Source organism: Desulfomicrobium salsuginis (assembly GCF_054657795.1).
Genome location: NZ_BAAHYA010000002.1, coordinates 108,501 through 122,741, shown reverse-complemented (window position 1 = coordinate 122,741; position 14,241 = coordinate 108,501). Strand labels below are relative to the sequence as shown.

General features: G+C 63.8%; 16 protein-coding genes. 5 read left to right on the top strand and 11 right to left on the bottom strand.

Going from position 1 to position 14,241, the window contains the following annotated elements; all coding sequences use genetic code 11:
- The first annotated feature begins 289 nt into the window (after positions 1-289).
- The 3 genes from ACYQ3G_RS07810 to ACYQ3G_RS07800 all read left to right on the top strand — a co-directional run bounded on the left by ACYQ3G_RS07810 (position 290) and on the right by ACYQ3G_RS07800 (position 2,656).
- Complete coding sequence (locus tag ACYQ3G_RS07810; RefSeq protein WP_459822997.1) at positions 290-1,642, top strand: IS1380 family transposase; 1,353 nt, start codon at positions 290-292, stop codon at positions 1,640-1,642.
- 530 nt (positions 1,643-2,172) lie between these two features.
- A complete protein-coding gene (locus ACYQ3G_RS07805) occupies positions 2,173-2,406 on the top strand; it encodes a CopG family transcriptional regulator (protein WP_459824464.1) in 234 nt (77 codons plus the stop codon).
- Complete coding sequence (locus ACYQ3G_RS07800; protein ID WP_459824461.1) at positions 2,393-2,656, top strand: type II toxin-antitoxin system RelE family toxin; 264 nt, start codon at positions 2,393-2,395, stop codon at positions 2,654-2,656. Before ACYQ3G_RS07805 ends, ACYQ3G_RS07800 begins: the two co-directional genes overlap by 14 nt.
- Before the next feature lie 17 nt (positions 2,657-2,673).
- Here ACYQ3G_RS07800 and ACYQ3G_RS07795 read toward each other — a convergent pair whose 3' ends face one another.
- The 9 genes from ACYQ3G_RS07795 to phnG form a co-directional block, all read right to left on the bottom strand.
- Positions 2,674-3,276 carry an LbetaH domain-containing protein gene (locus ACYQ3G_RS07795; protein WP_459824458.1) on the bottom strand — a complete coding sequence of 201 codons (603 nt, stop codon included), beginning with the start codon at positions 3,274-3,276 and terminating at the stop codon, positions 2,674-2,676.
- 2 nt (positions 3,277-3,278) lie between these two features.
- Complete coding sequence (phnN, locus tag ACYQ3G_RS07790) at positions 3,279-3,839, bottom strand: phosphonate metabolism protein/1,5-bisphosphokinase (PRPP-forming) PhnN (protein ID WP_459824455.1); 561 nt, start codon at positions 3,837-3,839, stop codon at positions 3,279-3,281.
- 402 nt (positions 3,840-4,241) lie between these two features.
- Positions 4,242-5,375, bottom strand: a complete 1,134-nt coding sequence (locus ACYQ3G_RS07785) for an alpha-D-ribose 1-methylphosphonate 5-triphosphate diphosphatase (RefSeq protein WP_459828298.1) — start codon at positions 5,373-5,375, stop codon at positions 4,242-4,244.
- 5 nt (positions 5,376-5,380) lie between these two features.
- Positions 5,381-6,079 (bottom strand): phosphonate C-P lyase system protein PhnL, encoded by a 699-nt coding sequence (gene phnL, locus ACYQ3G_RS07780; protein WP_459824453.1) that lies wholly within the window; start codon positions 6,077-6,079, stop codon positions 5,381-5,383.
- A gap of 7 nt (positions 6,080-6,086) precedes the next feature.
- Positions 6,087-6,860 (bottom strand): phosphonate C-P lyase system protein PhnK, encoded by a 774-nt coding sequence (gene phnK / locus ACYQ3G_RS07775; protein ID WP_459824450.1) that lies wholly within the window; start codon positions 6,858-6,860, stop codon positions 6,087-6,089.
- Positions 6,861-7,709 carry an alpha-D-ribose 1-methylphosphonate 5-phosphate C-P-lyase PhnJ gene (locus tag ACYQ3G_RS07770; RefSeq protein ID WP_459824447.1) on the bottom strand — a complete coding sequence of 283 codons (849 nt, stop codon included), beginning with the start codon at positions 7,707-7,709 and terminating at the stop codon, positions 6,861-6,863.
- Positions 7,699-8,796, bottom strand: a complete 1,098-nt coding sequence (locus ACYQ3G_RS07765; protein WP_459824445.1) for a carbon-phosphorus lyase complex subunit — start codon at positions 8,794-8,796, stop codon at positions 7,699-7,701. The genes ACYQ3G_RS07770 and ACYQ3G_RS07765 overlap by 11 nt, the downstream gene beginning before the upstream one ends.
- Before the next feature lie 2 nt (positions 8,797-8,798).
- Positions 8,799-9,401: a phosphonate C-P lyase system protein PhnH gene (phnH, locus tag ACYQ3G_RS07760; protein WP_459824442.1), complete on the bottom strand. Its 603-nt coding sequence runs from the start codon at positions 9,399-9,401 to the stop codon at positions 8,799-8,801.
- On the bottom strand, positions 9,401-9,850 hold the full coding sequence (phnG, locus tag ACYQ3G_RS07755) for a phosphonate C-P lyase system protein PhnG (RefSeq protein ID WP_459824440.1): 450 nt from the start codon (positions 9,848-9,850) through the stop codon (positions 9,401-9,403). Before phnG ends, phnH begins: the two co-directional genes overlap by 1 nt.
- 102 nt (positions 9,851-9,952) lie before the next feature.
- On the opposite strand from phnG, the gene phnF reads away from it, so the two are divergent.
- Together phnF and ACYQ3G_RS07745 are read left to right on the top strand one after the other, a co-directional pair.
- Positions 9,953-10,675, top strand: coding sequence for a phosphonate metabolism transcriptional regulator PhnF (gene phnF, locus ACYQ3G_RS07750; protein ID WP_459824437.1), 723 nt, complete (start codon positions 9,953-9,955; stop codon positions 10,673-10,675).
- Positions 10,676-11,026: 351 nt separating this feature from the next.
- Positions 11,027-11,896 (top strand): hypothetical protein, encoded by an 870-nt coding sequence (locus ACYQ3G_RS07745; protein WP_459824435.1) that lies wholly within the window; start codon positions 11,027-11,029, stop codon positions 11,894-11,896.
- A gap of 80 nt (positions 11,897-11,976) precedes the next feature.
- Here ACYQ3G_RS07745 and ACYQ3G_RS07740 read toward each other — a convergent pair whose 3' ends face one another.
- Positions 11,977-12,429, bottom strand: coding sequence for a methyltransferase family protein (locus ACYQ3G_RS07740; RefSeq protein WP_459824433.1), 453 nt, complete (start codon positions 12,427-12,429; stop codon positions 11,977-11,979).
- A gap of 116 nt (positions 12,430-12,545) precedes the next feature.
- Positions 12,546-14,228 carry an energy-dependent translational throttle protein EttA gene (ettA, locus tag ACYQ3G_RS07735; RefSeq protein ID WP_459824430.1) on the bottom strand — a complete coding sequence of 561 codons (1,683 nt, stop codon included), beginning with the start codon at positions 14,226-14,228 and terminating at the stop codon, positions 12,546-12,548.
- Positions 14,229-14,241: the final 13 nt, after the last annotated feature.

The window sequence follows — 14,241 nt, the reverse complement described above, 5'->3', positions numbered from 1 at the left end:
TTCATCTTTCAATTCACAAAGAACGAAAACACGAAATCCTGCGAAGCCAGAGACAAATATGGGTATGGATAGACATTGTCAATGAATATTATTAATTTATTTTTCAGCAAATTTTATATTCATATTCAATCGTCTCTATTTTATCATTTAACCTAAATCCGTGAAAAAGTTACATTGAACATACAGTTTTGAAACATTTTGTACTTGAAATAAATCAATGATACCGGTATATTGAGCCTGCTTTTCCTGAATGATTTTTTGCACCCATTGGGTGCGACAGGAGTTTGCAATGCTCATCACCGATATCAAGCGAAACGAAGGAAACAACATTGGCCATGTCGGTCTGGCTCTGATTAGCGAGATGGCCAGGGTTTGCGGTCTGGACACACTGGTCGACCGTCTTGGGCCTGGAAAAGCTCCGCAGATCAAGGAGCGTGAAATTTTCCGCACATTGGTTGGCCTCATGTGCCAAGGCAAAACGGATTTCGACCATGTTCGTGAGTACTACGGCGACGATTTCTTCGCGACCAGCCTTGGCCTTGGACGCGTTCCTTCCGCCGAGATTTTGCGGCAACGGTTTCAGCGGATCGCCTTGGAAACTGACCTGGATGCCCAGTTGCCCCGCTGCTCGGTCGAGTTGTGGAAGAAGACTGGAATGCAGCCTGAACTTATCGAGATGACCAGGGACGACAACAAGAAAGAGCACTGGGTGCGCCTTGATATCGACGTCAGCATTTTCGATAACGCCGACACCGAGAAGGAAGGTGCCAGCGCGACGTACGACAAGAGATTCGGCTTCGCTCCGATCTTTGCTCATCTTGGTGGCGGCTGGATGGTCAACGGCAAGCTTCGTCCCGGATCGAGCCATTCCAGTTGCGAGGGCACGGATGAGTTCATCCTGGAGAGCCTCGGGTACGCCAAGTCCATGGTGGATGCGAACGTTCTCGTGGTCGCCGACAGCGGATTTGACAGCAAGGAGCGTCTGGAGACGCTGTGCACGCAGTCGCGCACCGGCTTCATCATCAAGCACAATCTGCGCAGGGAGCCGGTGACCGGTTGGCTCGCCACGGCCAAGGAGCATGCGCAGAAAGTAGAGAATTTCGCAACGTCCCGAGAAAAAGGCCGGATCTACCGGGGCTTCGTGATGTGCGAGATCGGAAAGAAGAACATGCCTGTCCGTCAGGTTTTCGAGGTCACGGAAGTGTTGAGCAAGGACGGTGTGTTCATGATGATTCCAGAGGTCCGCGTTTGCGTTTTGTGGACTAACCTGGAATTCGATGCCGATCAGGCTTTGAAGCTGTATCGCAAGCGGGGCACCAGCGAGCAGCACCACGGGGAATTCAAGACCGAGATGGACATGGAACGCCTGCCGTCGGGCAAGTTTGCCGTGAATGCACCCTTTCTGCGTTTGGGCATGCTGGTCTACAACATGCTTCGGGTGGCCTCCGTGGACTTGGTTGTGGCTCGGATGCTGGGGCTGAAAAAAGCCAACCGTCGCAGAACCAAGACGGTCATGCGGAGCATGATGAGCATTTGCGCCCGGATCACCCGCCATGCACGGAAGGTGATCCTGCATGTCTCCTGCCCGGAGCCATGGTTCAAGGTGGTCTCTGACCTGTTTTATCGTCTCAAGACGGCGTAACGAAAGGGCCATTAGGCTGCATTCCTAGGAGTAGTACGTCTGAAAACTGCAAAAAGTCGGTGTCCAGGAACTCTTGAAAGAATAAGAGGTCATCAAAAGTAAATTGAGTGGCCAACGTTTACCCATTTTTTGAAAAAAAGGGCTCAAAATTTAGAGTGGACAGTTTTGACAGCAGATGTCCACGGATTCAGGATTTAAATGAATATAAATTCCTGGAAAAATAATTTCCAAATCATCATTCAACTGACATCTTTCCTGCTCCATTTCCAAGTTTCTCTGCGAAAGACCGAGCGCAGGCCTCCTGAAATCCTGCATTGCCAGAACAATTCACATGACTTGCCGGGCCCGCCGGCCCAGGATCGAACTTGTCCCCACCATTGGCAGCAGCACAAAAGTGCAGAGCCCGCTTCCCTAAGACTGTCGGATCGGCGAACTCTGGACCGCCCATCCCCCAAGCATTCTCAAAATACGGCATCCTGCCCATTGACGTCATGACGTCACAACGTCAGATATGAAGCGGAGGGTATGCCATGTCCGAAAACACGAGAAGATCGACAATATACTTCGACCCACAGCTTCATGCGGCGCTCCGGCTCAAGGCTGCGCACGCGAACCGTTCCCTGTCCGATATCGTCAACGATGCCGTCAGACGGGCCCTGGCCGAGGATCAGCAAGATCTGGCGGCCTTTGAGATGCGCCTGGCCGAACCGACCATGACTTACGAAGCGCTCCTCGACGACCTCAAGGCCCATGGCAAGATATGAGCTGAGCATCAAAGCCTCGGTGGCCAAGGATCTGCGGAGCCTTCCCGCCAGGGACGTACGCCTTGTGCTCGGGAGGATCGAATCTCTGGCCGAGGATCCCCGGCCCGCTGGATGCGAAAAGCTCTCAGGGCAGGAGCGGTTCAGGGTCCGGCAAGGTGTATACAGAATACTGTATGAAATTCGCGACCACGAGCTCATCGTCGTGGTGGTGAAAGTCGGTCACCGGCGGGATGTCTACAAAAACGGCTAGACTCCCGCGATGCGTTTTCAGCCGTGTTTCTCCACGAACGCTTCCGCGCTCATCTCCCGAAAATCCCGCATCGCCGCCGCCAGCCTGGCGTGTTCCCAGTCCCACCAGGCCAGGGCGAGGAGTTTTTTCCGCAGTTCGGCCGGGAAGCGGTATTTGATGACCCTGGCCGGGACGCCGGCGACGATGGCGTAGTCCGGGACGTCCTTGGTGACCACTGCTCCCGAGGCGACCACTGCGCCCGTGCCCACGGTCACGCCGGGCATGACGAGGGCGCCGTGGCCGACCCAGACGTCGTGGCCGAGGGTGACGGGGTGTTCCCTACGCCAGGCGAAGAAGGCGTCGTCATCGGGCCCCAGCCCGAAATTGGCGCTTCTGTAGGTGAAGTGGTGCTGGGTTGCGCGCCAGGTCGGGTGGTTGCTCGGGTTCAGGCGGGCGTGGTTGGCCACGGAGCAGAATTTGCCGACGGCCGCGTACATGACGTGGCAGCGGTCGCAGAAGTACGAGTAATCCCCGATGGTCGAGGAGATGATCTCGGTCTGCTCGCCGATCTCGGTCCAGACGCCGAGGCTGCTGTCGGTCACCACCGCCGAGGGGTGGATGGTCGGTTCCGGTGAAAGCACTGTCATTCCCTTCTGTTGTCAAGAGTTTCTAGGATGAGATCGGCCAGAGCCCGGCCGCGCTCGGGCAGCGGGCCGGAGTTGTCGAAACGCACGAGTCCCGGGACTTCCGGGACGATCATCCGGGCCCGGGCGAGGCGGCGTTCCATCTCCGCCCCATCCTCCCGGCCCCTGCCTCCGAGGCGCCGGCGCAACTCGTCCTCGGGCACGCTGACGAGCACCGGCAGCAAGTCCGGATACGCGCGCAGCACCTCAGGCAAGGCCTCTCGCGAACCGTTGAGCACAACCGTCAGCCCCTTCCCCAGCCAGAGATCGATTTCCCGTCCGACGCCATAGGCGAAGCCGTGGCTTTCCCAGGAAAGGGCGAAGAGCCCCCTGGCCAGCCGCAACCCGAACTCCGCCCGCGACAGGGCCACATGGTTCTCCCCGCCCGCGTCGGCGGGCCGGGTGATGTAGCGGTGGGCGAAAACCACCGGCTTCTCCGGCGGGAAGATTCTTCTCGCCTCGCCCATCAGCGCGTCCTTGCCGCACCCCGAGGGGCCCATGATGTAGATCAGACGAGCCATGTATTACCTCCGCACAAACCCGGTTAAGTCCTCCGTGTAAGTACACGAAGCAGCATGGAAGCATGGCATGTTGCCCAGGGGACGAGTTCCGTCGCGGCTCGGACAAGGCCTGTCGGAACTCCCTCTCCGGCCTCGTAATGCTTCCCGGCCTTGAGATTTGGCCCCCCCTCTTTCGCACTGGCGCGACGCGGCCGGGAAGCAAACGATGCCTGGATCGGTCAAACAGCCGACAGGCCTTGTCCGAGCCGCGCCGGAACGCTTGAGACAGCCCGGAAGGCCGAAAATACAGATCCACACAAAAGCTTGATAAAGTCGACGCAGGAAACGCTTCGTCCCTCCCCCCCTGATCGGGGTGCAGGGGGCGCGCCCCCTGCCCGCCGGAGGCCTCTCTTCTCTCCCCCTCTAATACACCCTCACCCCATCCCGCCAGACCCGGCGCACGACCGGCAGATCGCGATCGACGTGTACGCGGACGAGGTCGGCCTTGAGTCCGGGCTCGATGCGTCCGCGGTCGGACAGGCCCAGGGCGCGGGCGGGGTTGGCGGTGACGAGGGCCACGGCGTCCCAGAGGGGCAGGGAGACGTCGGCGTGCAGGATCCAGGCGGCGTGCAGGAGGCTCGCGGGCACGTAGTCCGAGGACAGGCCGCCCAGGAACCCGGCGGCGGCGACCTCGCGCACGGAGACGTTGCCCGAGTGGGAACCGCCGCGCACGACGTTGGGCGAGCCCATGAGGGTCAGGAGGCCGAGCTCGCAGGCGCGGCGGGCGGCGTCCATGGTGGTCGGAAACTCGCTGATGGCCATGCCCTGTTCGTTCGCCCAGTCGACGTGGGCGGTGGTGGCGTCGTCGTGGCTTGCGGCGGGCACGCCGCGTTCACGGCACCAGGCCAGGATGTCCGCGGCGTGGGGTCCGGCGAAGCGGGCCTGGGCGTCACGCATGCGGGCCATCTCGGTTTCGAACTCCTCGTCGGTCCACTGCCGGTCCTTGCTGTAGTAGGTGCGGTAGGCGCCGAGGTCGACGAACTGCCGCTGTCCGGGGGTGTGGTCCATGAGGGAGACGAGGTGCACCTCGTCCATGTCGCGGAATGGCTCGAAGAGCCGCGGCAGGTCGGGGTCGGAGATTTCGCAGCGCACGTGCAGGAGGTGGTCGGCGCGCAGGTGCCCCGCGGGCCGCAGCTCGCGCAGGGCGTCGAGGGCCAGGGTCAGCATGGTCCGGCGGTCGCTCTTTTCGTAGTACTGGCCGCAGGACAGGGCGTCGAGGACGGTGGTGATGCCGGCGGCCACGAGCTGCGCGTCGTGTGCCAGCAGGGCCGCGCGGGCCGAGGGCCAGAGGACGCCGGGGCGCGGCAGGAGCTGCTTTTCGAGGTTGTCGGTGTGCAGTTCGACCAGGCCGGGGACGAGGTAGTCCTGGGCCATGTCCAGGGCGTCCGGGCTGTCGGCGCGTCCTTCGCGCACGGACTCGATGCGGCCGTCGCGCACGGTCAGGGTGCCGTGGACGATGCGGTCGGCCAGGACGATGCGGGCGTTGGTCAGGATCATGCGGGTCACGCCTCCTTGGGTCTGGTCAGGTGCAGGCAGCGGTCGGCGACGGCCTCGCGGACCTCGTCGTCGTGGAAGATGCCGACGATGGCCGCGCCGCGCCCTTTGGCTTCGAGGATCATGTCGACCACGGTGCGGCGGTTCTCGCCGTCGAGGGAGGCCGTGGGCTCGTCGAGGAGCAGGACGGGGTAGTCGCGGACGAAGCCGCGGGCGATGTTGACGCGCTGCTGCTCGCCGCCGGAGAAAGTGGCCGGGGCCAGGGGCCAGAGGCGCTCGGGAATGTTCAGGCGTGCCAGAAGTCCGCAGGCGCGGGTGCTGGCCTCCCCGGCGTCGACGCCCATGGCCGTGAGGCGCTCGGCCACAAGGTCGAGGGTGGAGACGCGGGGGATGACGCGCAGGAACTGGCTGACGTAGCCCAGGGTCTTGCGGCGCACGTCGAGGATGGCGCGCGGCTCGGCCGCGGTCATGTCGACGCTGCCGCCGTTGTGGCGGACGACGACGCGGCCGGAGCTGGGGCGGTAGTTGGCGTAGATGGAGCGCAGCAGGCTCGACTTGCCGGCGCCGGAGGGGCCGTGCAGGGCCACGCACTCGCCGGCGGCCACGTCAAGGTCCACGCCGTCGAAGGCGCGAATGCGCGTGCCGACCTGGGTGTGCAGGACGAAGGTTTTAGCCAGGGACCGGATGGAGATCATGGGGTTGTGCATGGACGCCTCAGGCTTGCAGGATGGAGGACACGAGAAGCTGGGTGTAGGGGTGGCACGGGTCATCCAGGACCTGGTCGGCCAGGCCCGTCTCGACGACCTCGCCGCCGCGCATGACCATCATGCGGTGGGCCAGGATGCGAGCCACGGCCAGGTCATGGGTGACCAGGACCACGGCCAGGCCCAGGGAGGCGACGAGGTGGCGCAGCAGGTCCAGCAGGCGGGCCTGGACCGAGACGTCGAGGCCGCTGGTGGGTTCGTCCATGAAGACCAGGCGCGGTTCCGTCACGAGGTTGCGGGCGATCTGCAGGCGCTGCTGCATGCCGCCGGAAAAGGCCGAGGGGTGGTCGTCGATGCGCTGCGGATCCAGTTCGACGCGTTCCATCCAGTCCAGACCGGTGCCGCGCAGTCGGCCGTAGTGGCGGTGCCCCAGGGCCATGAGCCGTTCGCCGATGTTGCCGCCGGCGCTGACGCGCATGCGCAGCCCGTCGCGCGGGTTCTGGTGCACGACGCCGAGGTCCGTGCGCTGCAGCCGCCGCCGGTCGGCTTCAGACAGGTTCGGCAGGGACAGCCAGCGGCCGTCGCGGTCGCGGTACGACACATCGCCCGCGGTGGGTGCGAGCCGTCCCGAAAGCAGGCTCAGGAGCGTGGATTTGCCCGACCCCGATTCGCCGACGATGGCCAGGACCTCGCCCGGCCAGAGGCTGAAGCTCACGTCGCGGCAGCCCACGCGGCTGCCGTAGTAGCGGGTCAGGCCGGAGACGCGCAGCAGTTCCTGGTCCATCTAGCAGTCCTCCCCGACCCTGCGCGCGCAGTGGTCGGAATCGGAGCAGACGAACATGCGCCCGCCCCGGTCGTCGGTGATGATCTCGTCCAGGAAGCTGTCGCTGGCTCCGCAGATGGCGCAGGCCTCGTCCCACTTCTGGATTTCGAAGGGGTGATCCTCGAAATCGAGGCTTTCGACCCGCGTGTGCGGCGGGATGGCGTAGATGCGCTTCTCACGGCCGGCGCCGAAGAGCTGCAGGGCCGGGGAGTCGTGCATCTTGGGGTTGTCGAACTTGGGGATGGGCGACGGGGCCATGACGTAGCGCCCCTGGACCCTGACGGGGTAGTCGTAGCTCTTGGCGATGCGGCCGTGCTCGGCGATGTCCTCGTAGAGCTTGACGTGCATGACCCCGTATTCCTCCAGGGCGTGCATGGTCCGCGTCTCGGACTCGCTGGGCTCCATGAAGCGCAGGGGCTCGGGGATGGGCACCTGATAGACGATGATCTGCCCGTCGGTCATGGGCGTCTCGGGGATGCGGTGGCGGGTCTGGATGACCGTGGCCTCCTCGGTGCGAGTGGTGGTAGCCACGCCGGCCGTCCTGGCGAAGAAGGAGCGGATGGACACGGCGTTGGTCGTGTCGTCGGAGCCCTGGTCGATGACCTTGAGCACGTCCCGGGGTCCGATGATGCTGGCCGTGATCTGGATGCCGCCCGTGCCCCAGCCGTAGGGCAAGGGCATCTCGCGGCTGCCGAAGGGGACCTGATGGCCGGGGATGGCCACGGCCTTCAGGATGGCCCGGCGGATCATGGCCTTGGTCTGCTCGTCGAGATAGGCGTAGTTGTAGCCCGGCATGGTTTCAGCTGTCATGGCCGCTCTCCTCTTCCCGCACGGCCCGGCGCAGCCCTCTAACGAGGACGAGCTCGGACTGGAAATCGACGTAGTGCGGGAGCTTCAGATGCTGGACGAAGCCCGAGGCCTCGACGTTGTCGCTGTGATAGAGGACGAACTCCGCGTCCTGGGCCGGTCCCTTCTTCTCCTCGCCCAGTTCCGGGGCGCGCAGGGCGCGGTCCACGAGGGCCATGCTCATGGCCTTGCGCTCGCCCTGGCCGAAGGTCAGGCCGTAGCCGCGGGTGAAGCGCGCCTCGCCGGAACCGATGAACTGATTGACGGTCTCGCACTCGGTCAGGGTGATCTCGCCGATGGTCACGGTGAAGCCCAGCTCCTCGGGCTCGAACTCGATCTCCACCTCGCCCATGCGGATCTCGCCGACAAAGGGGTGGGTAGAGCCGAAGCCGCGCTGGCTGGAGTAGCCCATGGCCAGGAGGAACCCCTCGTCGGCCCGGGCCAGATTCTGCAGGCGCACGTCGCGGGCTGCGGGCAGGTCCAGGGGCTGGCGGGTCAGGTCCGCGGGTTCGTGGTCGTCCCCGCTGCCCTCGGACTCGATGATGCCCTCGCGTCCGAGGACGTCGAGGACACGGGGCATGGGCGACGGGACCTCGACGCCGGAATCAGCGCCCCAACTCTCTTCGGTTCCGCCCCCCTTCCCTTCACCGGCCAGGCTCCAGTCCAGGAGACGGTGGGTGTAGTCGAAGGTCGGCCCCAGGACCTGGCCTCCGGGGACATCCTTGAAGGTTGCGGAGATGCGCCGCCGAACGTGCATGCGCGACGTGTCCGCGGGCTGGCTGTACCCGAAACGCGGCAGGGTTGTGCGGTAGGCGCGCAGCAGGAAGACGGCCTCCACCAGGTCGCCGCGGGCCTGCTTGACGGCCAGCGCCGCGCAATCCTCGTCATACAGGGCCCCTTCGCTCATGACCCGGTCCACGGACAGGGAAAGTTGTTCGCGGATCTGGCCCAGGGAAAGTTCGGGCACGGCCGGGTCGCCCCGCCGCTCTTTGGCCAGCAGCGCGTGGGCTTCGGCGATGGCCTTTTCTCCGCCTTTGACGGCAACGTACATGATCAACCCTCCATGGTGACGGTGCGCGGCAGGCCGACGACTGCTTCGGGTCCGACGAGGATCACGTCCACGCCGCAGGGGAAGAGTCCGGCGTTGGCTCGCCATTGCTCGGCGAAACCCTCGGGCAGCCAGTGCAGGGGCAGTTCGCCGCGGCCGTCGATGCCGGGGCCCTGGATGTTTGACGCCCGGGCGCCGGAGCCGGCCTGGCCGAGGTTTGCGGACCAGAGCAGCACCGTGGACGAGCGTTCCGGGAATTCGGCCGTCCCGGGCGTGAAGGCGCGGAGCGCGGGCATGTCCTTCGGTTCCAGGACCACGGCGAAAGCGGCCTCATGGGGTGCGGACGCCTGCGGGCTGCCGCAATGGAAACGCACGAAGCGAAGCGCCTCTGGGCTGGCGGCCGTAGGATCGAGCCAGATGGAGGTATCCATGTCGCACAAGGTCAGGACCAGGGCGGCCATGGAGCCGGACCATCCCTGCGGCCCCTGGGCCGTGACCGGCACGGGAACTGTCCGGCCGGGGTTGGCCATGGCCTGCAGCACGGCGCGGAAGGTGCTCTGGCTTTCGAAGACGGGCCGGGAGAAACCGGCGGGGATGGGTTGCAGCATCAGTCCTCCCCCCGCACGAGCGTGAAGAAATCGACCTTGCTGGGCCGCACCTCGTCGGCCCGGCGGGCCAGATGCTCGCAGCGGTCGCGCAGCAGCGGTTCGATCAGGGTGACGCCGATCTCTTCCGAACGGTGAGGAATCTGCATGAGCGCGTCGAACAGCGCCGCCAGCCTGGCGTGTTCAGGCCTGATCCCAGCGATCCAGGCATAGCCCATTATGCCGTCGGCCAGGCCGACGGTGCAGCGCGTGACCGTCATCTCTCCGAGGTTGAAGCGCCGGCCGGTATTGCCGGCCCTGGCCCGGACCATGACCAGCCCGGTCTCGGGCCCACGGATGACGCGGTATTCGGGCGCTGCGGCCAGCCCTTCCCAGGCTTCCCGCAGCCTGGCCCCGTCGGCCAGGGCCAGGGCGCCCATCCACTTCCTGCGTCGCGATTCGGTTGTTGACATGAAAGAAACTCCACAATAGGAAAATTTGTCTAGATGTCTATGTCTTTTCGACAAGCACGGTTTGGCATCGGATTGTGACAGCTTGCATTCAGGGAGACGGCGATGGAGTTACAGCGCAGAAGCGGCGTGGCCTTGTGGAGGCAGATTCAGGACTGGCTGGAATACCGGATCAGGGAAGGAGAACTGAAGCCCGGAAGCAGGCTTCCCACGGAACAGGAGCTGGCCGTGCAGTTCGGGGTCAACCGCCACACGGTGCGCAGGGCCCTGTCACTGCTCGCCGAAAAGGACCTCGTGCGCACGGAACAGGGTAGCGGGAGCTTCGTGCGCGAACAGCTCATCGACTACGCCGTGGGGACGCGCACGCGCTTCCACGAGAACCTCCTGCGGCAGGAGCGCAAACCGCGCGGCGAGCTCATCTCGTCGAGCGTCATCCCGGCCACGACCGTGGTGGCGCGGGCCCTGGAGCTGGAAAAGGGGGATCCGGTCCTGGTTCTCGAAACCCTCGGCGAAGCCGACGGAGTGCGCATCTGCCTGGCCAGCGCGCATTTTCCGCAGTCCCGCTTCCCCGGCCTCGACGACCTGTACCGCCAGACGGGCTCGGTCACGCAGGCCCTGCGCCACTTCGGCGTCAAGGACTACCGCCGCAGGCGGACGCAGATCTCCGGGCGGCTGCCCACGGCCCGAGAGGCCCGCATTCTGGCACAGCCCCGGACTCGCCCCATTCTAGTCACGGAGAGCGTCAACGTCGACACGCGCGACTGGCCCATCGAATACTGCGAATCGCGCTTCTGCGCCGACCGGGTGCAGTTCGTCATCGAGACCTGATGGCACGGGTCATGTCATAACCGATAGAATGCAGTGCGGTCGCTCCGTGAAGCATGGAGCGTCGCAACCCCAAGTCTGACGACCGCTTCGATACTCGAGGCTCGCCAACACCAATCCAAAATACTCAATGACCACTGTCACCAGCTGAATACACGTCAAGACTGACTACAAAATGGTGCACACCAATGAGCGCATTGAGGCGCATTATTTATGTTGTATGACAACATAAATAATGCATTACCCTTGCACGAAGCCATTTCATATCGTACAAGCATTTGAAAAGCGTTCGGATCACGAACGGAATTACAACGCACTCAAAATGCATCCAACCGGAATAACTAGAGAAATGGCATGAAACGCCTCTTATTCGTCGGCCTCTTCATCCTGGCCGCGGGGTGCGCCACAACGGCTCCGCAGCGTGACGCGACCGAGGCCTTCGGTCTGGCGACGGAACGCATCGGCCGCTTGGGCGAAGACGAGTTCACCGCGGTCCGCTCCGGCATCATCCGGCTGAACACGCACCAGGCCATTCTCGACGGCAGGGTGAAATCAACGGATCTGCAGTATGACGGCCCCGCCACGGCCGCGGCCACGGCCGAGCGCATCTCGGCCTGCAAGACCCTGCGCATGTATGGCGACCTGCTCATGAGGCTGGCTTCCGACGACCGATCCCAATTCGTCCGCAGATCCGCCATCACCTTCGCCGACAGCGCCGCCGAAACCATGGGGGCGAGCCTGAACCCACGCCAACAGGCGGCCATCGACGGCATCATCGACGGGCTTACCCGCATCTGGACCGAAAGGCGCAAGGAAAATTCCATCCGCGAGGTCGTCCTGGCCTTCGAGGACGTGGTCAACACCATGGCCGACCGTATCCTGGCCGACTTCATCCTCGACGGCCGGCCCACGAGCTTTTTGGCTGTCTACGAAGCCGAGGCGCGCCAGCTCCAGAGCATGGCCGATTCCATGCTCGACACGGGCAGATTTGCGGACATGGGGGAGCGCAGGCGGATCGTCCTCGCTGCCTACATGGCAAGAAACATCAGAATCAGGGCTGTGGAAATCGGCCTGCGCATGCAGACCGCCATCGAGACCCTGAAGAAAGCCAACGCCGAGATCGTCTCCGGTGTGCGGAACAACACCTGCAATGCCGAACGGATCAACGAGTACGGGCGGCTCATCCAGCAGATCGGCAACCTGAAGCAGGTCCTGCCGCGATAGCCGAAGGACGCCCCCGTCAACGCAAAAACGCCCTTTTACGGGCGTTTTTGCGTTGATGGGCAGAAAGGTCGAAACCCGGATCAGGCACCGCCGCCAAAGGGAACGGGCACCAGCAGGCTGACCCGTTCGCGGTAGACCTGGTACGCCTCGCCGAACTCGTCCTCCAGGGCCGTCTCCTCGGCGCCGACGGTGCTGAAGAAGGAATACGCCGCCAGGGCGATGCCCAGGATGCCGATGTTCGTGTTCAGAAGCAGGCACAGCCCGGGCATGACGCCCAGCAGGTTGGCGGCCATGATGGGGTTGCGGCTCACGGCGTAGAGGCCGGTCTCGACCAGCATGTAGCCCTCGCCCTTGCGCAGTTCGCGCAGGGCGAAAAAGAGCGCGGCCAGCCCAACCGCCATCCACAGCAGGCCGATGACCGAACCGAGCTTGAACCACTGCGTGCGGATAATGAAGTTCTCCACCACGCAGCCGGCCACGATGACGCCATATCCGGGACCAAGAATCTTGGAAGAAACGCTTTTGGAACTCATCGCTCTCTCCTCGTCGGAAAATGGGAATTCACAGGAAAGAAGAAACTAGCACCGCAGGGCGGGATTGAAAAGAACCCGGCGGGAAAAAAATCCGGCCGGGTTCCATTCCGTCGTCCCTAACGCGTCAACTGACGGTAGCGGATGCGGTGCGGAACCGCGAGGGTCGAGCCCGTGCGGCGCTTGTAGTCCGCCTCGTACTCCGAGTAGTTGCCCTCGAACCAGACCACCTGGCTGTCGCCCTCGAAGGCCAGGATGTGCGTGGCGATGCGGTCCAGGAACCAGCGGTCGTGGGAAATGACCACGGCGCAGCCGGCGAAGTTCTCCAGGGCCTCCTCCAGGGCGCGCATGGTGTTCACGTCCAGGTCGTTGGTCGGTTCGTCGAGAAGGAGTACGTTGGCCTCTTTTTTCAGCATCAGCGCCAGGTGCAGCCTGTTGCGCTCGCCGCCCGAGAGCATGCCGACGAGCTTCTGCTGGTCGGCGCCGGTGAAGTTGAACTTGCCGACGTAGGCCCGCGAGTTGATCTCGCGGCCGCCCAGGTTGATCATGTCATAGCCGTCCGAGACCATCTCCCACACGCTCTTCTTGGGGTCCAGCACGCCGCGGTCCTGGTCCACGTGGGCCAGCTTCACGGTCTGGCCGAGGCGGATGGAGCCCGCGTCGGGCTGCTCCTGGCCGGTGATCATGCGGAAGAGCGTGGTCTTGCCGGCGCCGTTGGGGCCGATGACGCCGACGATGCCGCCGGGGGGCAGGGCGAAGCTCATGTCCTCGATGAGGAGCTTGTCGCCGTAGGCCTTCTTCACGTGGTCGGCCTCAATGACCACGTCGCCCAGGCGCGGGCCCGAGGGGATGAAGAGCTCCAGGGTCTTGATCTTGTCCCTGGTCTCCTGGTTCAGCATGGTCTCGTAGGCCGAGATTCTGGCCTTGGACTTGGCGTGGCGCCCCTTGGGGGACATCCTGATCCACTCCAACTCGTGCTTGAGGGTGCGCTGGCGGGCGCTCTCCTCCTTTTCCTCCTGGGCCAGGCGGTTCTGCTTCTGGTCCAGCCACGAGGAGTAGTTGCCCTTCCACGGGATGCCCACGCCGCGGTCAAGCTCCAGAATCCAGCCGGCCACGTTGTCCAGGAAGTAGCGGTCGTGGGTCACGGCGATGATGGTGCCCTGGTACTGCTGCAGGTGGTGCTCGAGCCAGGCGATGGTCTCGGCGTCGAGGTGGTTGGTAGGCTCGTCCAGAAGCAGGATGTCGGGCTTCTGCAGCAGCAGGCGGCACAGGGCCACGCGGCGCTTCTCGCCGCCCGAGAGGACGGCGACCCTGGTTTCGGGCTCGGGGCAGCGCAGGGCGTCCATGGCCATGTCGAGCTTGGAGTCCAGGTCCCAGGCGTCGGCGGTGTCGAGCTTCTCCTGCACCTCGGCCTGACGGGCGATGAGGGCGTCCATCTCGTCGTCGCTCATGGGTTCGGCGAACTTGGCGTTGATCTCCTCGAACTGCTGCAGCAGATCCACGGTCTCCTGCACGGCCTCCTGCACGACCTCGCGCACGGTCTTCTCTGGGTCCAGCTGCGGCTCCTGCTCCAGGTAGCCCACGGAATAGCCGGGCGAGATGACGATCTGGCCGTTGTACTCCTTGTCCACGCCGGCCATGATCTTCAAGAGCGAGCTCTTGCCCGAGCCGTTCAGGCCCAGCACGCCGATCTTGGCGCCGTAGAAGAAGGACAGGGAGATGTCCTTGATGACCGGCTTCTTGTCGTAGAAGCGGGACACTTTCAGCATGGAATAGATGATCTTATTTGGTTCGTCGCTCATGGCATAACCTCGT